Consider the following 20,239-nt stretch of genomic DNA (forward strand, 5'->3'; position numbering starts at 1 on the left):
TGCCATCCACAACCCCTCGAATCTCGGGGTGTTGCGATGATCACTGGAATCCGCCTTGGCGTTGGAAGGGCCGGTCTCGTACCGGGATAAGCACGAACTTGTCTTTCGCCGCCGCGCGGAACACCCCAACCAGACGTGGCAGTCAGATCACACCGAACTCGACATCCTCATCGTCGGCGCTGACGGAAAACCCGAACGGCCGTGGTTGACGACCGTGATGGACGACTACTCCCGCGCGATCTGCGGATACATGGTCTTCACCGGTGCGCCCTCTGCCCTCAACACCGCTCTTGCCCTCCGTCAGGCGATCTGGAGGAAGACAGATCCTGCCTGGGCAATGTGCGGCATCCCGGACATCCTTCACGTCGACCACGGCTCCGATTTCATCAGCCACCACCTTGAGCGAACCGCTGTGGCACTCCACGTCAGGATTATCCACTCGACTGTCGGACGACCCCAGGGGCGGGGAAAGGTCGAGAGGTTCTTTCGTACCGTCAATACCGAACTCGTGGCCGCGCTCCCTGGCCACCTCGGACCCGACAGCCGGACACCCACACCGGTCCTCGACCTTGCAGGGCTCGATCGTGTTATCGGTGAATTTGTCGGCACCTACAACGACAGAGTCCATAGCGAGTTGGGGGCCTCACCCCGAGACGCGTGGGTTGCAGACGGCTGGCTGCCGCGGATGCCCGACAGTCTTCAAGAACTCGATGGGTTGCTCCTCACTGTTCCAAAGAACCGAGTCGTGCAACGCGACGGCATCCACTTCCAAGGACAGCGCTACCTCGCCCCAACCCTTGCCCCATTCGTCGGACACACCATCACCATCCGATACGACCCCCGCGACATCTCCGAGATCCGCGTCTACGACCGGGACACCTTCATCTGCACCGCCATCGACGAAGCCCACCCCAACCTTCGCCTCAGCCTCCGCGACATCGAAACCGCCCGCCGCCTCCGCCGCAAGCAACTGCGTCGAGCCCTCAACGATCGCATCCCGACCATTGCCACCCGCGAGGAAGCGCGCACCCCCGAACCAATCAAGCGGCGCCCCAAGCTGCGCACCTACGAAGAGGACGAATGATGAACCAAACATTCATCGTCACCAAGGAACACCGACGATTCACGGAGTTTGCGAACGCGGTCCGGAAAGAGAAGACCATTGGGATTTGCCACGGAGACGCCGGCGTCGGAAAGACCAATTCCGCCCGCCGCTACGCCAACTGGGATGACCTCGAGCCCTACATCACCCAGTGGGGGCCGAGAGGCGACCAGGATGCGAAGCATTACGCCCTCGCGAACCGATCTCGGACCGTCTTCTACACGCCCGAAGTCCTCTGCCGGCCTAAAGATCTCATGCACGACATCGAGTTCTGGCAGATCAAAGTCGGCATCTGCGCCGACGAGCACCTCCGGTCTCTCGTGTACGACGGTGAAATAGTCAGACAGAAAGACCCGACCCGTCTAATTGAGCTTCTGATCGTCGATGAAGCCGAACGGCTCACCCCCACCGCGTTGGAATTGCTTCGCGATCGACACGACCGAACACAGCTGGCGATCATCCTCATCGGAATGCCCGGCATCGACGAACGATTCCGCCACTACCCCCAGCTATACAGTCGCCTCGGGTTCTCACACCACTATCGCGCCCTCGGACGAGACGAGATCCTGTTCGTTCTCGACCGCCACTGGAGACGCCTCGGCAAAACACTCGACCCCGACGACTTCACCGACGCCCAAGCCATAGCCGCAATCGAACGAATCACCCGCGGCAACTTCCGGCTCCTCGAACGACTCTTTCCCCAAATCAGCCGCGTCCTGAAAATCAACCAACTCGACACCATCACCGACGACGTCATCGAAGCCGCCGCAAGCATCCTCGTCGTCGGCAACTAACGACACGAAGCGATCGCCAAAGTCCGCCAATCAGCGATCAACTCCACAGTTTCGGTGCGTCGAATCTCGGCGTGTCGGGCCTTGGCCGGCCCTTCCGGCGCATCGCACCGGAAACGATCGTTTTTGGTTCGACCAGATCGCCGCCCTTTGTGTTGCAGTTATGGTCCCGCCACCGTCCATATCACCGTGCTGGTCTTACGTGCATCGTGGCAACAGCTCTCCCCTCGATCGGGATCGGAGGTGAAGTGTGCGCGATGAGGGACCGGCTTACGGGCGGCAAACCGGAGCGCGTAGGAGCTCGCGAGCTCTTCCTGGGTGCGATTCCTGGCGCCCGAATTGTAAGAAGGGCTTCCGGGGTATGCCGGGCGTCGACGACGATCTGCGGTGATCCGATCCCGCAATCGACCACCCCACCATTCGGCGGCTGAGCGTGTCGCTCCCGGCCGCGCAGCAAACCCAGCTATCCATCGCGCGATCCTGGGTAGTGATGTCGCAGGAGCAGAGCCAGTTGGAGCAGGGGTAGCCGAAACCCGAAATTCAGCTACCCCTGGCTATTAGAGGGGCACCCCTCATGACGCCCGCTCAGAACTCAGCTTCATCGGGGGATCGAGGCTTAGCCAGCTCCGCAGCTGGCAGCCAACCCAGATGGGGTTCTCGAGCGGTAGCAGGTGGCCTGACCCTTCGTCCACGCAGAGATCAGCGTGAGGTGGCAGTCCGGCGAGATTGGTGAGCGTCCTCGTCGATACCAACGGGTCATGGCGGCCGCCGAGAACGAGCACCGGCCCGTTGAACTGCTTCAACGCTGGCCGCTCGTCTTGTCGAGACTGCTGCACCGCGAGTTGCGCACGGAAATCCCCTAGACGGGTCTTAAGGGCCATCCGGCGTGCCACTTTTACGACGTCCGGCGACGCTCGGATCGGCTGCGGGAACACTGCGTCTAGGAACTGCGCCACTACGGCATCCGAACGTCCGTCTCGAGCCAACCCGTCCGAACGTGTCCACTCACGGCGCTGCTCAGTGCGAGGAGGGAGCGGACTGGCACAGACAAGCACTAAACCCGCCACTCGGTCCGGGCTGAGGCGTGCCGCGGCCATCGCGATGACCCCTCCGAGCGAGTGGCCTACCAGGATGACCGGCCCAGGCGCATGCGCAAGGGCATCGGCCGCCGCCTGGGCCACCGAATTCGCTCGAATCGGGGCGACGGTCACGTCGAACCGGTCCGTAACCTGCGGGATGACCTCATCCCACAGCTCGTGCGTGCACTGCATTCCGGGAATGAAGATGAGTTGCGCGGGTCCGTTCACACCGGACACGTCAGAACAGTCGTTCGTCCGGCACGCCGGCGTCCGGTCCGAAAATCTCGATGGGCGTTCCCCACGGGTCGTAGCAGTAGGTGACCCACCACAAGTGGACAGGCGTGCCGGGAGCGGATTGCAGCAGCGGCTCCGATGCGAATCGCACACCGCGGGCAGTGAGCACCTCGTAGACGGCACGCACATCGTGGAAGCCGAGCGAGAGGTGGTTCAGCCCCCCGTCTATGACACGTCGCGTGTCTAGTTGCCCCTGCGGGGTGTAGCAGGCCAGCTCGATGCGGCTCCCCCCGGGACAGGCGAGCTGCACGACATCGACCTCGGCCCCCGTCGTCGCGGTAAGCACATCGAGAAAATCGCCCCGGAACGTGCTGCGCCAGGCGAACTCGAGCCCGAGGATGTCACGATAGAACGCGAGTGCCTGATCCATGTCGGGCACTTCGACGCAGACGTGGAAGCCGCTTCCGCTGTCGCCGGTGCCGAGGTAGTGGCCGCGGTCAAGTCCTTGTGACATGTCATTCTCCCTTTCGGATGGTTGCGGCAGCAGCCGCGGCAACGGTGAGGCCTGTCTCGACGGCGCCGTCGATAAACGACGGCCAGCCGTCGGCGAAGTCCGCGCCCGCGATGAACAGTCGGGCGGAAGGATTCCGCAGCCGCGCGGGCGTGATTCGAAGCTGTCCGGGGCGGCTCGATCCCCACGTGCCCCGTGCCCATGGGTCGGCGCACCAGTCGTGACTCCAGCATTCGAGCAGCTGTGCGTCCGGCAGCCAATGGCGGATCGCTTCCTGCACCTGCGCTGGGTCGTTCCCGTCCAGCCGGTTGGCGGCGGGACCGAACCCGATAACAATCGTCGAGTCCTCGAGATGGCGGTCGGTGCGCATCGCGTGCAGCGGGCGGGTGTCCTCGGCGCGCCAGAACGCATCCGGCAGCTGGCCGGCGATGCGAGCGTAGAGCTTCACGCCGCGCGAGGGCTGGCCGGTGCCAAGTTCCACGCGAACCCGCTCGTCGAGGTTGACCTGCAGGTCGATGAAAGGTAGGACGTTCCGTGGTACGGCGAGCACCACGGCTCGTGCCCTACGTACACCGTTTGCCGTCGTAACGACCAGCCCGTCGTCCGTTTCGGCGACTTTGGTCACCGCGCATCCGTAATCGATCAGCTCGCCTACGTCCCCGGCCAGCGCGTCGACGAGCGAGCTCGAACCATCGGCGAAAGTGAGGCGCCCGGATTGGCCCCACATCTGCCCGCCTGCCGCCGCATACCATCGCAGGACGTGCGCGGCGGATGTGTCTACGTTGGGTGCGAAGGAGGTTCCGGCGAGTACCGATGAGAGCATCGGTACCCACGCGTCCGGGCAGCCCACGGTCGCCAGGCGCTCGGCAACATTCTGCCGGTCGGAAGAGGAGATAGCCGCAGCGTCTATCGGGCCGAGCGGCCAGGGAACGCACGTCTCGACGTCGACGCAGAACTGATCGACGAGTTGACCGATCCGGCGGCCGAATTCGCTGGGATCGACCGACTTTTCCTTCCCGTTGAACATCCACCGGTGCTCGTTGACAGGCGCTGCTGGCTGTGTGGCAATTCCGTAGCGGGCGATCTCTGCCCACAAGTGCGGGTGAAGCCACGAGAACCAATGGCCGCCGGCCTCCGCAGGTGCGCCGGCGAATTCGGTCGTCCAGCATCGGCCGCCGGGGCGCTCGCGGGCTTCCAGGGCACGGACAGCGAGGCCGGCCCTGGTGAGCTCGCGGGCGGCGACTAGTCCTGCCACCCCGGCGCCGACCACGATCACATCATCAATCTCGCTCATGCTTCTCCCTGGCTCATAGGCGTCGGATTCATCGACCAGCGGATCAGAAATGGAACTGATCGATGTTCTTGGCGTCGTAGACGAATGGCTTGCCGAGTACGACCACACCGTCCGCTCCCACGGTGTAGTGGCCGAGGCGGCCTGCGGTGAACGTCTCACCCTTCTTGCCCGTGATTTTCCCCTGCAGTTCCAGTGCGGCCGCGTAGTATGTGAGGTACCCGAGGTCCTTGAGGTTCCAGAGTGCAAAGTTCTTCGCGGTGCCGTCCTTGACGTACTTCCTCATCGAGTTAGGGGTGGCAAGGCCGGTCAGTTCGATTTTGCCCGCCTTACCGGTCTGCTCAAGCACCTGGGCCGCTGAGACGATCCCGACCGAGGTCGGGGCGACGATGCCTTTGAGATCGGGATAGGCCGACAGCAGGCCTTGCGTGGCTGTGGTGCTCGCCTGCGGGTCGTCGTTGCCGTATGCGATCTTTACGATGTCCAGACCGGCGTACTTCGACTCTGCGGCAATCGTCTTCTTCATCGCCGCGATCCATTCGTTTTGCACCGGCGATGTGCTGGTCGCCGAGAGGATGGCGATCTTGCCTGAGCAGCCCTCGACGTCTGTGCAGATCATCTCAGCCAGGGTCTGGCCTACGCCGGCGGGATCGGAATCGGCGACGAAGACGTCTCTGGCGTCGGATGCGGGCGGCGAGTCGAACCCGACCACCTTGGTACCCTGCTTCATCGCCGCTTTCAGGGCCGGAGCGACAGCGTTGGGGTCGTTAGCCGAGATGGCGATAGCGCCCACCCGCTTCGAGCTGAGGGATTGGATATACGGGATCTGCGCCGGACCGGTGGCGTCAGAAGGCCCCACTTGCAGGAATTGGCCCCCTAGCTCCTTGGCCGCTTCCTGGCCACCGGTAGCGATGGTATCGAACACGGGGTTGTTGAGTTGCTTGGGGACGAAGGCGATGCTCAGACCCGCGCTATGAGGAGCGGATCCGCCGGCGCTGGGAGCGCCGCATCCGGTCAGTGCGACAGCGGCGGCCACCGTCAGCGCCGCGAGGGCGAGGTTACGAGATTTCATGAGTGTGCCTTTCGTTCAGGATTCTTCTTGTGCGGTCGCGAGCATCTTCGCTCGCTGTCTCTGGTGCCGGTCACGCAGCAATCGCTGGCTATAAGGCGCAGCGACGGAGAGGATAAGGAGCAGCCCGATGAGCGTCGTCTGGACGTTTGGGTCGACGTTGGCGAGTGTCATCGCGTTGCGTAGGGTGGCGACGATCGCGGTGGCGAGGACGAGGCCGAGAATGGTGCCTTCGCCTCCTGTGATAGCGATCCCTCCAAGGAGGACGATGGTGAGGATGTCGAGCACGAAGCCGCTGCCGTTATCGGCCCGGGCGCTGGACAGCCGGCCGGCTAGCATGACGCCGGCGAACGCGGAGACGCCGCCCGCGATGATGAAGAGCCAGATCTTGAGGCGTCCCACCCGCACGCCGGCAAGGCGTGCCGCTTCGGCGTTGCGGCCGACGAAGTAGACCCAGCGGCCGAAGCGTGTGAAGTGCAGTGCGAACGCCGCGATCAGCACGAGGGTTGCCAACGGGATGTAGGTCAACGGGATTGGTGTATCAGGGATGTATCCCTGGGTGAAGTCGATGAACGACGCGGGAAAGGAGCTGACTGCGACCGGCCCTAGGATCACGTAGGCAAGGCCGCCGTAGAGCGCATACGTCCCGAGTGTCACCACGAGACTCGGAAGCCCCAGTTTGATCACTACGAGGCCGTTGATCAAGCCGCCCAGGAGCCCGGTCGCCACGGCCCCGCCGATCGCGAGCAGGAGCGGCGCGCCGACGACGATCAGTGCGCCGAACACCGCGCCGCTTAAGGCCAACATGGGCCCCACGCTGATGTCGATTTCGCCCGCCATGACGATGAGGGCAAGCGGCACGGCAACCATGGCCGACTCCACCACGCCCGAGCTGAGATTGAAGATGTTCGTCGAGGTGAAGAAGTAAGGGCTGGTAGCGCCTGCGTAGCCGAGGACGAGCAGGAACAGCACGATCAGGTGCGTCTCGCGTCGTGCGAGGAGCTTCCTGATGCGCTGGCCACGGGAGCTCTTGTTGCGGTTGTACATCATCGTCCGCTCGTGTTGAGAATGCGGGCAAGGGAGGCCTTGATCCTTGCGTCGGCGATGACCGCGACGAGGATGACGAAGCCTTGGATGGCCTGAAGCCAGTTCTGGTCCAGATTGAGGACGGCCAACGCATTGTTGATCGTTCCGAGCAGCAGTGCGCCGAGCGCGGCGCCGAGAATTGTTCCGGACCCGCCAAAGATGTTCACCCCGCCGACCACCGCAGCAGCGACGATGCCGAGTTCGATCCCGCTGGCCGCGTTCGCATCGACCGTCGCGAACCGCGAGCCCCATAGCACTCCGCCGATGCCCGCGAGTAGACCAGCGATGACGTACACCCAGAAGAGGATGCGTTTGCGCGGGATGCCGACCTCGTCCGCCGTCGCGGGCCTGCTTCCGATCGCATAGACACGGCGGCCGGTGAGCGTGGTGCGGAGCACGATTGAGAGCACGGCGGCCACCACGGCCGCGTAGATCAGGAGGTAGGGTACCCCGAAGACGGAGCCCGCCGTAAGCTGCAGATAGGTCGTCGGGACGTCGCTTGCGCTGAGCTGACGGCCTTGGGCGATCAGAAAGGCCACTCCGCGGAAGATCGCCAGAGTCCCGAGTGTGGCGACGATAGAGGGCACGCGCAGGTAGCTCACCAGCAGCCCGTTGAGTGCGCCTCCCACCGCCCCGCAGAGGATCGCGAGGATGATCGCGATCGGGATGGTGACTCCGTGCGCGAGTAGATCGGCGGCGACGAGTGCGCTGACGCCGACGATCGATCCCACGGACAGGTCGATGTTCCCTGTGATGATCACGAGCGTCTGGGCGCTCACCAGGATGACGGCGATGGAAACCGAGAGCAGGATCTGTGTGATGTTCTCGAATGAGAGAAAGCGCGGCTGGATGGCCGTGACAACGGCCACCAGCAACACGAGAGCGACGAGGATGCTCGACTCGCGCAGCGAGCTGACCACCCGAACTTTGCGCTCGACGTTCGCTTTGCCGCGGTCGATGGCTGAGGTGCTCATGCTGCGGCACCTTCGCCGAGGGCGAGCTGCATTATCTTTTCCTGATCGGCTTCGTCCTTTGCCAGCTCCCCGACCAGTCGACCCTCCCGCACCACCAGGATCCGGTCCGACAGACCGAGCAGTTCGGGCAGGTCGCTGGAGATGAGGAGTATTGCGACGCCATTCTCGGCGAGAGTTGCGATGATGCGGTGGACCTCCGTCTTGGCTCCGATGTCGACGCCCTGCGTCGGTTCGTCGAGGATTAGCACTGATGGGTCTGTCGAGAGCCACCGTGAGATAACTACCTTCTGTTGGTTCCCGCCCGATAGCGTGCCGATGGGCGCAGCAGCTGAGGAGGTTCGGATGGCGAGCTCGTCGATGTAGCCGGCGACCATCTTCTCCTCAGCCCTGCGGTCGATCAGCAGCCCTCGGGATAGCGACTTCAGGCGCGGGAGCGACATGTTCTCCTGGACTGACAGCTCCAGTGCGACGCCGCTGCGGTGACGGTCCTCAGGTACGTATGCGAGTCCGGCCCGCACGGCGCCTGCCGGCGAGGTGATGCGCCTGGGGATGCCGTCGATCGAGATGCGGCCTGACGACGCGCGATCGGCACCGAAAACGGTGCGCGCTATCTCGGTGCGGCCCGCGCCGACGAGGCCGGCCATTCCGACGATCTCGCCGTGCCGGACCGTGAAGGTCACATCGCGGAACTCGCCGCGCCGGGTCAGTGCATCGACCTGCAACGCCACGGTTCCCGGAGTCGCCGTGCGCTCCGGGAAGAGCGTCGAGATGTCGCGGCCAACCATGTGCCGCACGCACTCGTCGCGGGTTACCTCGCTCAGCGGAGCCGTGATCACGTGGCGTCCGTCGCGAATGACGGTGATTCGATCGCATACGGCGTAAACCTCGTCGAGCCGGTGGTTCACGAGCATGATGGCGACGCCCTCGTCACGCAGTGTGCGGATGATGCGGAAGAGCCGCTCGACTTCGTGTATCGATAGGGCGGCGGTTGGCTCGTCGAGGATGAGAACCCGCGCCTCGACCGAGAGTGCTTTCGCGATCTCGATCAGCTGCTGATCGGCCAGTGACAAACCGTTCGCCGGTCGGGTCACGGTGATCTTGACTCCGAGGCGAGACAGTATGTCCTTAGCTCCTCGACGCATTGCGGCGCGGTCAAGTCGTCCTCGCGCCGTTCGCGGTGGGCGAGCCAGGTAGATGTTCTCCGCGACGCTGAGGTCGGGAAAGACATTGGGATGCTGGTGGATGACCGCAATGCCGCAGCTTTGCGCATCTAGTGGGTTCGAGAAGACGACGGGCGCACCGTCGATGACTACGGTCCCGGCATCGGGGCGGTGGACCCCGGCGAGCGTCTTGACGATCGTGCTCTTGCCGGCACCATTCTCGCCCACCAGAGCGAGCACCTCTCCCGCGCGGAGCAAGAGGTCCATGCCCTGCACAACCCAGGTGCCGCCATACTGCTTTCCCATCTTGTGCAGCCCAAGGACGGTGGGGTCGTCATATTTTCCTTGGTGCCGTTCACCCGCCATTGGGTCTGCCATGATTCCCTCTTCGGAAGCTCGGGTCACCGGAGTGTTCTTCCCGGTGTGTGGTTCGACCATAGTGGCTAAAGGTCGACCGGTCAACCTTTCAAGTGAAACGAGCAGAAAATGGCGCACGCGTCGTGAAGATCGCTAGCGCGCGGCCCCGTCGAGGGTTTCGGTGAGGTGTGCGATGGCCTGTTCCATATGGACGAACATCGCGCGCGTTGCCGCCGCGGAATCACCGTCGCCGATCGCGTCGAAGATGGGTCGGTGCAACTCCAAGGACTCCGGCAAGGTCACACCGCTTGCAGTAACACGCTCTGTCCACGTGCGCAGCAGAGAGCGGATGCTCCCCAGCACGCCCGCGAGAACCTCATTGCCGCTTGCGTTCGCGATACCGAGGTGGAAGTCCGCGTCGGCGACGGCGTAACTGGCGTGGTCATCAGCATTCGCTGCCCGTTCCATGCGCTCGAAGACGGCACTCAGCGCGAGCAGGTCGTCAGCGGAGCGGTGCTCAGCCGCGAGCCCAGCGAGGATGATCTCGAGATGCTGGCGTGCTTCGGTGAGCGAGCGTAGTGATCTGTCGGCCAGGAGCAGGCTCCACTCCACCACTTGCGGCAGTACGTCGGACGTCGTCGCGCTCAGGTAGGTGCCATCCCCTTGTCGTACGTCGACCAGGCCCAGCAGGGCGAGCGATTTGAGCATCTCACGGATCGTTGAGCGGCCGACCCCGAGGTCCTCGGCGAGCTGTCGCTCGCCGGGGAGTCTTTGCCCGGCGGTCAGCTGCCCGGCAATGAGATGGCTCAGCAACTGCCGCGCCATTTCTACGCTGGGCGCGGGTGTCCGACGGGTCGCTTCAATGTTCAGCGAGTTCACTGCACCCTCTTTACTCGATTCAATAGCCTGACGTCGGTGAGGTGGACTCGCGACCGCCGCGGATAGCGGCGATACGTCTGGATGCCTCATGCTTGAGCATCGAGATGTCGTTGCCAGGCGTCACCAGATCGCACCCGATTTCCACACAATCAGAGGCTTCCGCCCCATCGACACAGAATACGCCGACGAATCGTCCGTGAACGTGGGCGCGCTCGACGATGTGGCACAGCGCGTCTCGCACCCTGCCTCGAATGCGTCCGCCCGGAGTCTCCCCCATGCTAAGGGCGAGGTCGTTGGGGCCGACGTACACGCCGTCGATGCCCTCGGTCGAGACGATCTCATCGAGATGCGCTAGGGACGCGGCCGACTCGACCATCGCCCAGACCAGGATCTCGTCGCTCCTGGCAACGTAGTCCGAGCCACCATAAAGCAGGCCGCGCGAGGGCCCGAACGACCGCGATCCCCGCGGGGGGTAGCGACAGGCGGCGACCAGTGCCTCGGCATCCCGCGGGGTATCCACAGACGGGCAGATGATGCCGTAGGCTCCAGCATCGAGCAGCCAGCCGATCTGACCGGCGTCGAGACTCGAGGGTCGCACCATCGGCATCGCGGGCCCGGCGGAAATGGCCTGAAGCAGGCCGACGACGGCCCCCCGTCCGAACATGCCGTGTTGAACATCCACCGTCACGCTGTCAAAACCCGCGTACGAGAGCGTTTCGGCGGCGTACGGGCCGGCGCTGGAGATCCAGGCATTCACGACAGGACGACCTGCAGCCATGGTGGTTCGCACTGCATTGGCTCTCACGCGCATTCCTCCTTTGATCCTTACGCGCTACACTACGTGGGAATGGTCGACCGGTCTACCATTCTGAGTGGAGAGGGATAACCCGTGAAGACAGTCGTGCTCGATGACGATCCGACAGGCACCCAGTCGGCGACTGCCGCTAAAGTCCTCCTTCAGTACGACTCGGAACGGATCGCCGCGGCTTTGACGGACGCTGAGAGCGTCTATTTGCAGACCAACTCGCGGGCTATCGACGAAGCCTCCGCGGTCGAGCTGATGAAGCGGATCAAGACAGAGGTGGCCGCCGCCGCAGGCCGCCTCGGGGTAGACGTCCAGGTCATCATGCGTGGGGACTCCACCCTCCGGGGTCACGTGTTCGCTGAAGCCGCGCAACTGCTCGAAGAGCAAGGAGTGATCCTTTTCGTGCCGGCGTTCCCGGAGGGCGGACGGATCACACGAGACGGGATCCATCTGCTGCGGATTGATGGTGCCGAGGTCCCCATGAGCGAGACGGAATACGCCCGCGACCCCGTGTTCCCCTTTCAAAACTCGCGTCTCATCGACTATGTCGCCGAGAAGTCTGGCCGTCCGGCCGTCAGTGTCCCCCTCGCCGACTTGCGTGTCCGCGGTCGGCTCGCAGCGAAACTGCAGAACGCCGAGCCGGGTTCCGTTGTCATCCCGGACGCCGTCACCGACGACGATATCCGGCTGATTGCCGACGAAAGCAGGCTCGCCCGACAGCGCGGAGCATCCATCCTGGTGCGCAGCTCCGCGCCGTTGGCCGCCAACCTCGCCGGCGTGGCGAGCACGGGTCTGCTCACTGCGCCGCTATCGCCCAATGCCAGGTCGGTTCTCGTGGTTTGCGGCTCCCACACATCAGGTGCGACCCGACAGCTCGCCCGCATTCGCGCGCGTTCCGGCGCCCCTGTGGTCATTTCGACCGCAGCCGCGCTGGCCGACCCCGTCTCTGCGGGGTCGGAAGCCGCAATCGCACTGCAGGAACGCATGTCCCGTCAGTTCGTGACTGTGCTCGAGACCGAACGCGATCGTTCCGGCGATCACGGAACGCTCGACCATGGCGAGCGGGTCATGCAGGCGCTGACCACGGCAGTCTCCGCCGTGCGACCAGACCTCGACGTGGTCATTGCGAAGGGCGGCATCACGTCGGCAGAGGTCGCCCACGTCGGGCTCGGGGCAGACGAAGCAATCGTGCTGGGTCAAATCCTGCCGGGTGTCTCGGTGTGGCGACTGGTGGTGGACGAACGACCCCTTATCTATGTAGTCGTCCCCGGCAACGTCGGTGACAACGACACACTGCAGCATCTGCTCGACGCCGTCATCACGTCACTGTAGATGGTTGCTCCCGTGCAGGTGAAGCGAATCGCATCGCACGGGGCGTAGGGGAACTGTCTGAATAACGGTGTGTGGGGTCCGGCCTGATCCGAAAGGGGACGGCCATGACTGAAGCGACCGAATGTTGAACGACGTGATGATTGACCCTGTGACGGGAGTGAATCGGCCTGACTTTCGTTCCTATCGGGAGCCTTGTCTGGCAGGTGCCGGGTGGCTTGATTCTTGGTCAGCGTAGTACGTGGTTTCGACCTCGATCGGGGTGCGCATGTCGAGCTCGCCGTGGAGGCGGGAGTTGTTCCACCGCCAGTGTGGTGGTCATCGTGTGGTCCTTCCGGATCGATACTCGAGGACGGTCTACAGGTTGGCCGCAGCGGCCCCCTGGGGCAGCTCACGAGCTCCCACGGGCGGGAACGGCTGCCCTTTGTTGTACTTGGTTTCCAGGCGCTCGACCTCGGCCATGACGGCCTTGTGGATGAACTGCGAGAGGTTGCGGCTGCCCTCGGTGGTCATCGTGTAGAGTATCGCGCCGCGCACGCGATCGGTGTCGGCGGGGTCTTGGTAGAACGACACCTTCGCGCGTGACTTCGGCTCGCGTGGCGCGGGCTTCCTCGCTGCACGCTCGGCCGCTTGGAGCTGGCGGGTCTGCTCTACCTGGTCGGCGTCCTCGTGCTGTTCCTGCGTCCACCCGGTTGCGTCGACGGCAGTCGGCTCGGCCGCGGGTGGCGGCGTGAGGGGGCTCGATCCGGCGAGGCTGGATTTGCGTGGTGCTGGTCGGTTCATGATGCGGCTCCTTCGATCGCAGTCAGGTGGTCGGCGTAGATGGCTCCGAGTTCTGTCGCTTCGGAGCCGCCCCACTCGTCGAGGCCGCGCGCGGCCTCGGCCGCGTCGGAGATGACGACGCGCTTGGGGACGACGGGTGAGAGCATCCGCAGCCCGCGGGCCGTGATGGCTTGTCCCAGCTCGTCCAGCCATGTGCGGCCGCTGACGGTCTTTTCCTCGTGCTTGTTGACGATGACGCCCGCGACGCTCAGTCCGGGGTTGTAGTAGGCCCTGACGTTCTCGATCGTTTCGAGGAGCTGGCCGAGCCCGTTGGCGCTGAACAGCTTGGATTCGGTGACGACCACGACGGCATCGGCGGCCGTCAGGCCGTTGATGGTGAGCTGGTCGAGGCTGGGTGCGCAGTCGATCAGGATCAGGTCGTAGTCGTCGACGACGCTGGCCAGGGCCTCGCGCAGGCGGCCCTCTCGGCCGGCTCCGGCGATCACGAGTTCATCGCGCACGTAGCCGAGCGTGACGCCACTGGTGGGCACGACGTCGAGGCCGGGCCAGACGCCGGGAACGATGACGTCGCGGATCGTCTCAGGCGCGCGCGAGCTGAGCGCGTCAGCAAGGCCGGCCTGGTCCTCCCCTACGTCCTCGGCCGCGGCGATCGTCGTCAGGTTGCCTTGCGGGTCGTTGTCGACAGCGAGCACGCGCCGGCCTGCGCGCACCGCGGCGCGCGCCAGGTGAAACGTGGTCGTGGACTTGCCGACGCCGCCCTTCTGGTTGCAGAGGGCGAAGATTCGAGCGGTCACGTTGGTTACCTCCAAGGGGTCTAATAGTACTGTTACCGTCACGTCATGCGGCTGCGTTGTCTGCGCGTGGCGTGACAGGGCCGGGGAGCTGTCGGGCAGCTCCCCGGCCCTGCTTCGAATCAGAACGGGGTGTCGTCGTTGGTGTCGGCGGCGGCCGTCGCGCGCTGGACAGTGACGCTCTGCCCGCGCAGGCTCACGCCGATTTCGTCGGCGCGGACCTCGTGCTGAAGCCGCGTTCCCTGCTCGCCTTTGTACTCGGTGATGCGGTAGCTGCCGGAGAAGGTCACGCGGATGTTCCCGCCTGCCTCGGCCGCGTCCACGAGGTTCTGCGCCTGGTTGCCGCTCACGGCGACGTCGTAGGCCGTGGCCGGACCGTCGCTGTAGGAGCCATCCGACTGACGGATGCGGTCGCTCACGATGACGCGGGCGTAGGTGTACGGGCCGTGCTCCCCCTCCCGGAGCGTGGGCGTCTCGGCCAGGTTTCCAGTGCGAGTGATGTAGCTCATTTCGATTCCTCCCAGAATGATGATGACTCTAACAGTACTGTTGGGGTTTATAGAGTTGCAATGACCTAGTAGCGCTCGACCTCCATCTCTCGCCCGTCCATCTGGGACGGGTACAGCACCCACTCGATGCCGCTGGCCGGGTTGGGGTTCTCGACGCGCACGCCGCGCACGGGCGAGCCCCATTCGATCGGCCCCAGCTCGTCGGTGACGCGCAGCGGCGTGCGGTAGACGCGGCCGCCGTGGCTGAGGATGCGGTCCCCGATCCGCAGGTCTGCGAGTCGAGTGACGATGATCTTGGACATGGCTTCTCCCATGGAGTGATCTAACGGTAATAGTACTGTTAGGGTCGTTAGGGCTGTTTTCGGTTCCTGCTGGTTTGTGCCGGTAGATGTCGACGGGCCACTTCGCGGCTCTCCGGCCACCTCTAATAGTACTATTACCGGCGTTGGGGGTCAAGTCACTGGCAGCTGTCACACTGCAGGGCTTCCATCGGGTCGATGGGCACCACGTACTCGGCCGCAGGGGCGCGGCAGTGGGCATCGCCTTCGTCGTCGCCCGCGGCGTGCGCCTCGATCCACATGTCCGCGCTAGCTGGCTCTCCGATCGCTCGAAGCATCCCCGCTAGGGCCTCGACCTCGCCGCAGCTCAGGGTCGGTCCCAGGTCGCCTGCCATGTCTCCGGCGGAGAACACCGCCGCGAATCGGGTGACGTCGCTGGTGTTGGTAATGAGTGTGCTCATCGTTCTCTCCCTCTCCCTCATGTTTTTTGCCGGGAAGGCACGTAGTGCCGTTCAGGGAAAGCGGTTGGAGTGCAACCCGCAGGGCGGCTGGGGAGAGAATTTCCGCGCGAAATAAGGGAGCTTGCGACCGCGTGCGGAAAATCTCGGCGGAGCTGGCTCCCGGAGGGAGCTTGCGCGGAGGCCGCCGACCGCAGAATGCCGCAGGCTTCCCGGCAAAAGACAGGGGCCGAAGGCCGTACAGTCGGCCGGCTCCGTCCGGCCGTCCGTTGTCGGCGCCGGCTCCGTCCGACGCCGACCGCTCTGGACGGGGTTCAGTCGAAGCCGGGACCGAAATTGTCGGTCCAGCATTGCGGGTGAATGCCGGTTCGGATCAGCTCGCGTTCCGCGGCCGGCCTCGTGGGGGCGGCGTCCTGGATCAACGCGCCCGCGCGCAGCGCGGCGGCCTCCGCGGCCGGGAGCTCGACAACGCTCGACCGGTGACAGAACATGCATGCGGGTGTGATGTGCGTCTCGGTGGTCATGAGTCCTCCAATAGTGGTGTTGGGGTTAGTCGGCGGCGAGGTCGTAGCCGCCGAGCGGAGAGCGGCCGGGGACGTGGCGGCGTCCGTGCCACGCCTCGACGGCGGCGCTCTCGTTGTCGGTGATAACGTGCTAGGCGCAGCGCGGGCAGTTGGCCTGATATCGGCCGCCGCCGGGCAGTGGGGCGGCGGTGTGGTCGTGGTCGGCCTCACGGCACCAGGCGTCCGCGGTGAACATGTGCAGCTCGTGACCCTCGGTGACGGTGGGGCCGCCGCCGTAGTGGGCGGAGTGCCACATGTGGCTGCGGGGGATGCAGCCGAAGTGCCCGTGCTCGGCGCAATAGCGCTCGAACGCGGCGACCAGGGCGGCGGGTTCGTAGTAGTCCGCCGTGTAGTTGAGGGGTGCGCCATCCCAGGGGGTAGCCGCGACCGCCTCGCGCTCGAATTCGGCCAGGTCGAACAGGGTGGGCTCGTCGGTCATTGCATTTACCTCCAACAGTACTATTAGGGTCAGACGGTGGCGGGCTCGGCCGCGGGCTCGGGCTCGGTGAGCGCGTCCGCGAGAGTGTGCGCGGCACGCAGCACGTTTGCCGCGGTGGCCTTGATGGTGTCGGCGTCGCAGTTGCTCCACCCGGCGACGTAGCCGACGCTGTAGGCGCTGGTGTCCAGTCCGAGAATGCCGGCGACGACGTAGGCGACACTCTCGGCTTCGGTTTCCTTCACGCCGCGGTGCTCGATGTACTCGGCCTGATCCTCCTCAGCGTGCAGGATCGCGTGCGCTGCCTCGTGCAGGGCCGTCTTGGCTGCCTGGGCGGGGGAGAGGTTCGCGTCGATGACGATGCGTCGGGCCTCGGGGTCGGTGTAGCCGTTGGCAGCTCCCGCGATGGGCTCGCGCTCGACGGTCCAGCCGGTGCCGGTGAGGTAGTCGGCGGTGGCCTCGAAGATGCCGCGGGCGTCGTCTCCGGTGAGCGGTCGCGCGATGTCGGCCGGGTCGCCAGCTTCCTCGTCGATGAGGTCGGTCTGTCCCATGTCGAACACGGCGACGGGGAAGAACCGCACGCGGCGCTGTTCTTCTTCCTCGCCGGTTCGCTCGTTCTCGACCGTCTCGCGAATCTCGCGGCCGCCAAAGATGCGGATACCGCGCTCGCCCTTGCGCACCTGGCGGTTGAGCTTCTGCCAGGTCCGGTATCCGGCGACGTGGGTCGCCTCGGGCCGCTGGGCGAAGATCAGCAGCAGGTTTCCCAGGCTGTAGCGGTGGAACGACTGGGCGAAGTTCAAGAACGCCGCCCATGCCTCGGACTCGCGCAGCGCCTCGACCTGTTCCGCGATCGTCGCTTGCAGCCCCTCGGCCTCGGCACGACGCTCCTCGGCGCTCCTGGTGCTGGTGATCTTACGGGCCATCTCGCTACCTCCGGTGACGGTATTAGTACTATTAGGGCCACTCAGACCCCCTCCACGTTTTCTTGCCGTGAAGGCACGTAGTGCCATTCAGGGCAGAGGAGGGAGTGCAACCCGGAGGGCGGTGGGGGAGAGAGTTTTCGGCCGATGTGAGGAGCGCAGCGACGCGGCCGAAAAGTCTCGGAGGAGCCGGCGGCGCAGCCGCTTGCGCGGACGACGAGGCCCGTAGAATGCCGCAGGCTTCACGGCGAGAAAACGAGCGCCGCAGGCGCGAGAGACAGCCGGCCGCGTGCGGCCGTCGTTCACGGCTCACAGGGTCGCGGGGGCGCCGGCCCTCGTGTCGGCCGGCGGCCGACTCTCTCAGGCGATCCGCTCGGCTCCCAGCATCGTGTCGACAGGATCGGGCTCGATCGATCGGCGGCCTTTGCTCGCCGTCGATGCCGTAGCCGCGCCGCTCAGCAATGCACGTGCCATCCGGAAGTCGGCTCGACCGTTAGCGTCCCGCGGGTGTGCGCCGTAGGCGTTCGTTCCCAAGTCGGGGAGGAGTGCGAGCTGGCCAGGTCCGGGTCGGCGGCTCGGGTGGGTGCGGCGTGGGGCACGCATCCACGTCTCCTCGGCCTGCCACCACGCCCACAGCTCGCGCTCGACCGCGTAGCGGGCTGCGCGCGCCTGCAGTCGGCCGTCGACGTCGAGCTGCACGGCGGCGGCTCGACGGTAATCCACCGATCGCCGTCGCCATCCGTGGCGGGTGAGGACGAGAACACCGGCACGGGTGAGCCGATCGAGGGCCGGCCGCACCTGGTCGACGGTGCATCCTGCGGAACGAGCGAGCGCGTGAGCGGCTTGAGGATCCGTTGTGGTGCGGGCGTACATGTTCCCCGCGTGGAAGCCGAGCCCCGGTCCCAGCGTGAAGAGGTCGTGGGCGGCGTCCCGGGTTCTCTGGGTCAGGGTAGCCAGGAGGGTGGATCGTTCTGCGGACCCTGCCCCTGCGGGGCGCGGGTCCGCTTGTGACCGGCTTGTAGATGCAGGGCTGGGGATAACCGATTGAGGGTCGATGGTCCAGTGCGCACCATGTGGGCCATCGGCAGCGCGGGCCTGGGTGATCCAACCGTCCGCGGCGAGCCGTAGGAGCGCCGTTCTGGCCGTCTCCCGGCCGATCCCGGCCAACAGGGCGAGGCGGCGGGTATCGGCCTCCAGAGACGCGCTGAGGGCTTTCAGGGCGAGCATGCACAGGACGTCGAGCACGCGGCGGTCGGTGGGGCCGCCACCGTGGGCCCACCGACCGCCGGCGACGTCGGCGTGGGCTTGCAGCTCGCGGACGTGCGCGGCGATCGCGTCGGCGCGAGCGTCGAAGGTGGGGTCATCTCCGACCTGGCGGTCTGTGGTGGCCACAAAGCGCACGGCTTTATCCCATTGGCGGCGGAGGACGTGTGCAGCTCCTCCGCGGCCGCGGGGGCGTCGGTGGAGGCGGTCGCGGTAGGTACGGACGTGCTCTAGTCCTGGTGCGTCGTCGACAAGTGCAGCGATGTCGGCGTGACGCCATCGGGCGGCCGCCGCGCCGACGAGGATGCGCCAGAGGACTGCGGAGGCGTCACCGGAGGCGGCATCTTCGCGAAGTGCGGCCGCGCTGCCGGCTGTGAGCTCGCGGCGCGGGCCGGGCAGGTATAGCCGGCCGTGCTCGTCGACAGGGATCGGGCGCTTGGGGTCGATGCGTCCGGTCGGCTCGGCGTCGTCGACGAGCTTGGCCAGGGCCTCGACGAGGGCGCGCACCTGCGCGGCCGTGGTCGTGGGGGCGGTGAGCGTGTCCAGCTCGCCGCGCAGCACGGTCGAGCGGCCGCCGTCGCGGTGGGGCGCACCTGGTGGGCGCAGGCACCCGGTGTCCGGGTTGCTGAGCGGAGACGTGTCGAGCGTGGGGCACAGGTGCTGGGTGAGGCGCGCGAGGGTGGCGATGGTCTCGGCGTCGACGCTCTCAGAGAGAGCGGCCCAGACGTGACGGCCGTGTGAGGGGCCGGACTCGCAGAGGACGTGCTGAATGCCGGCGTCCGTGAGGAGGCCGGCGATCACGTCGGCGTCACGAGCTGCCGCGGCCGCGGCACCGGGGGTCTTGGCATCGAGGTCGAAGCCGAGGAGGCGGAAGCGCCGATCGGCGCCGGCAAGGTACACCGCCCACGGGCGTGTGGGCTCGTCGCCGTTGACCCGGCGGTTGCCGACGTAGCGGTTCACGACGTCGCCGTAGGCGTCGACGACAGCGACGCGCACGCGATCGCGAGGGCTGATGCGGGTGGTCAGCTCCCATGCGTGGGCGGCGTCAGCGGACACGCTAGAGAGCGTGTAGCCGCGCAAAACGTCGTGTTTTCCACTATCCGGGGCTATGATGGGGTCACCTTTCAGAATCAGAATCTGGATGGCACACCGAAGCCCCGGCTGGTAACCGGGATTTCGGTGAGATTAGCTCGAACCTCGGGGCCTGGCAGCTATGAGGGTTTGAGCTACGAAACTTGGAGGGGCCCGTCGCGGAAGCGGCGGGCTCCTTTCGTTTAAGCGGCTGTCGTGGTGGCTACCTCCGTGCCGTCGAGTGTGGGCGGGAGCACGGGTAGTCCGCCGCGCTCTTTTTCGAGCGCCTGGGCCAGGTACTCCAGGTACAGAGACAGGGACAGATTGCCTGATGCGCGGGCTGCGTCGTTGAAGGCTTCGTAGGTGGACGGTGCGAGACGAACATCCGGGCGAACCGGCTTAACGCCGGCAGGAAGGCGATTCCGCTTGATGCCTGCATTGGTCCCTGACATGCACCCCATCCTGGCGATTAACACCGGGGTTAACGTCAACTCTGGGCG

22 protein-coding genes are annotated in these 20,239 nt (G+C 65.5%); 3 read left to right on the plus strand and 19 right to left on the minus strand.

What is annotated here, in order from left to right:
- The first annotated feature begins 55 nt into the window (after positions 1-55).
- Entirely contained in the window at positions 56-1,084 is a 1,029-nt protein-coding gene (locus Q0Q23_RS13820) for a Mu transposase C-terminal domain-containing protein (RefSeq protein WP_295124936.1), read from the plus strand.
- A complete protein-coding gene (locus tag Q0Q23_RS13825; RefSeq protein WP_295125089.1) occupies positions 1,084-1,896 on the plus strand; it encodes an AAA family ATPase in 813 nt (270 codons plus the stop codon). Before Q0Q23_RS13820 ends, Q0Q23_RS13825 begins: the two co-directional genes overlap by 1 nt.
- Positions 1,897-2,465: 569 nt before the next feature.
- On the opposite strand, the gene Q0Q23_RS13830 is transcribed toward Q0Q23_RS13825, so the two are convergent.
- The 9 genes from Q0Q23_RS13830 to Q0Q23_RS13870 form a co-directional block, all read right to left on the minus strand.
- Entirely contained in the window at positions 2,466-3,209 is a 744-nt protein-coding gene (locus Q0Q23_RS13830) for an alpha/beta fold hydrolase (RefSeq protein ID WP_295124940.1), read from the minus strand.
- Between the two features lies 1 nt (position 3,210).
- A complete protein-coding gene (locus tag Q0Q23_RS13835; RefSeq protein ID WP_295124943.1) occupies positions 3,211-3,720 on the minus strand; it encodes a VOC family protein in 510 nt (169 codons plus the stop codon).
- 1 nt (position 3,721) lies between these two features.
- On the minus strand, positions 3,722-5,011 hold the full coding sequence (locus Q0Q23_RS13840; protein ID WP_295124946.1) for an NAD(P)/FAD-dependent oxidoreductase: 1,290 nt from the start codon (positions 5,009-5,011) through the stop codon (positions 3,722-3,724).
- A gap of 43 nt (positions 5,012-5,054) precedes the next feature.
- Entirely contained in the window at positions 5,055-6,080 is a 1,026-nt protein-coding gene (gene rhaS, locus Q0Q23_RS13845) for a rhamnose ABC transporter substrate-binding protein (protein WP_295124949.1), read from the minus strand.
- Positions 6,081-6,095: 15 nt separating this feature from the next.
- Positions 6,096-7,127 carry an ABC transporter permease gene (locus Q0Q23_RS13850; protein ID WP_295124952.1) on the minus strand — a complete coding sequence of 344 codons (1,032 nt, stop codon included), beginning with the start codon at positions 7,125-7,127 and terminating at the stop codon, positions 6,096-6,098.
- A complete protein-coding gene (locus Q0Q23_RS13855; protein WP_295124955.1) occupies positions 7,124-8,137 on the minus strand; it encodes an ABC transporter permease in 1,014 nt (337 codons plus the stop codon). Before Q0Q23_RS13855 ends, Q0Q23_RS13850 begins: the two co-directional genes overlap by 4 nt.
- Positions 8,134-9,675, minus strand: coding sequence for a sugar ABC transporter ATP-binding protein (locus tag Q0Q23_RS13860; RefSeq protein WP_295124958.1), 1,542 nt, complete (start codon positions 9,673-9,675; stop codon positions 8,134-8,136). Before Q0Q23_RS13860 ends, Q0Q23_RS13855 begins: the two co-directional genes overlap by 4 nt.
- Before the next feature lie 132 nt (positions 9,676-9,807).
- The gene (locus Q0Q23_RS13865; RefSeq protein WP_295124961.1) at positions 9,808-10,533 is read right to left on the minus strand and encodes a FadR/GntR family transcriptional regulator; all 726 of its coding nucleotides are present in this window, start codon (positions 10,531-10,533) and stop codon (positions 9,808-9,810) included.
- Positions 10,534-10,552: 19 nt separating this feature from the next.
- Positions 10,553-11,338, minus strand: a complete 786-nt coding sequence (locus tag Q0Q23_RS13870) for an HpcH/HpaI aldolase/citrate lyase family protein (protein WP_295124964.1) — start codon at positions 11,336-11,338, stop codon at positions 10,553-10,555.
- A gap of 84 nt (positions 11,339-11,422) precedes the next feature.
- On the opposite strand from Q0Q23_RS13870, the gene Q0Q23_RS13875 reads away from it, so the two are divergent.
- Positions 11,423-12,670: a four-carbon acid sugar kinase family protein gene (locus Q0Q23_RS13875; RefSeq protein ID WP_295124967.1), complete on the plus strand. Its 1,248-nt coding sequence runs from the start codon at positions 11,423-11,425 to the stop codon at positions 12,668-12,670.
- A 354-nt stretch (positions 12,671-13,024) separates the two neighbouring features.
- On the opposite strand, the gene Q0Q23_RS13880 is transcribed toward Q0Q23_RS13875, so the two are convergent.
- The 10 genes from Q0Q23_RS13880 to Q0Q23_RS13925 form a co-directional block, all read right to left on the minus strand.
- On the minus strand, positions 13,025-13,450 hold the full coding sequence (locus Q0Q23_RS13880) for a hypothetical protein (RefSeq protein WP_295124970.1): 426 nt from the start codon (positions 13,448-13,450) through the stop codon (positions 13,025-13,027).
- On the minus strand, positions 13,447-14,244 hold the full coding sequence (locus Q0Q23_RS13885; RefSeq protein ID WP_295124974.1) for a ParA family protein: 798 nt from the start codon (positions 14,242-14,244) through the stop codon (positions 13,447-13,449). Before Q0Q23_RS13885 ends, Q0Q23_RS13880 begins: the two co-directional genes overlap by 4 nt.
- 119 nt (positions 14,245-14,363) lie before the next feature.
- Positions 14,364-14,750 carry a single-stranded DNA-binding protein gene (locus tag Q0Q23_RS13890; protein WP_295124977.1) on the minus strand — a complete coding sequence of 129 codons (387 nt, stop codon included), beginning with the start codon at positions 14,748-14,750 and terminating at the stop codon, positions 14,364-14,366.
- A gap of 65 nt (positions 14,751-14,815) precedes the next feature.
- Positions 14,816-15,052: a hypothetical protein gene (locus tag Q0Q23_RS13895; RefSeq protein ID WP_295124980.1), complete on the minus strand. Its 237-nt coding sequence runs from the start codon at positions 15,050-15,052 to the stop codon at positions 14,816-14,818.
- 155 nt (positions 15,053-15,207) lie between these two features.
- Positions 15,208-15,489, minus strand: coding sequence for a hypothetical protein (locus Q0Q23_RS13900; RefSeq protein WP_295124983.1), 282 nt, complete (start codon positions 15,487-15,489; stop codon positions 15,208-15,210).
- 311 nt (positions 15,490-15,800) lie between these two features.
- On the minus strand, positions 15,801-16,010 hold the full coding sequence (locus Q0Q23_RS13905) for a hypothetical protein (protein ID WP_295124986.1): 210 nt from the start codon (positions 16,008-16,010) through the stop codon (positions 15,801-15,803).
- Between the two features lie 130 nt (positions 16,011-16,140).
- The gene (locus tag Q0Q23_RS13910) at positions 16,141-16,488 is read right to left on the minus strand and encodes a DUF6349 family protein (protein ID WP_295124989.1); all 348 of its coding nucleotides are present in this window, start codon (positions 16,486-16,488) and stop codon (positions 16,141-16,143) included.
- A 29-nt stretch (positions 16,489-16,517) separates the two neighbouring features.
- Positions 16,518-17,408: an ArdC-like ssDNA-binding domain-containing protein gene (locus Q0Q23_RS13915; protein WP_295124992.1), complete on the minus strand. Its 891-nt coding sequence runs from the start codon at positions 17,406-17,408 to the stop codon at positions 16,518-16,520.
- 357 nt (positions 17,409-17,765) lie between these two features.
- Positions 17,766-19,724 carry a hypothetical protein gene (locus Q0Q23_RS13920; RefSeq protein ID WP_295124995.1) on the minus strand — a complete coding sequence of 653 codons (1,959 nt, stop codon included), beginning with the start codon at positions 19,722-19,724 and terminating at the stop codon, positions 17,766-17,768.
- Positions 19,725-19,942: 218 nt separating this feature from the next.
- On the minus strand, positions 19,943-20,191 hold the full coding sequence (locus Q0Q23_RS13925) for a hypothetical protein (RefSeq protein WP_295124998.1): 249 nt from the start codon (positions 20,189-20,191) through the stop codon (positions 19,943-19,945).
- Between the last annotated feature and the right edge of the window lie 48 nt (positions 20,192-20,239).

This window comes from uncultured Leifsonia sp. (assembly GCF_945957465.1).
GTDB lineage: Bacteria > Actinomycetota > Actinomycetes > Actinomycetales > Microbacteriaceae > Leifsonia.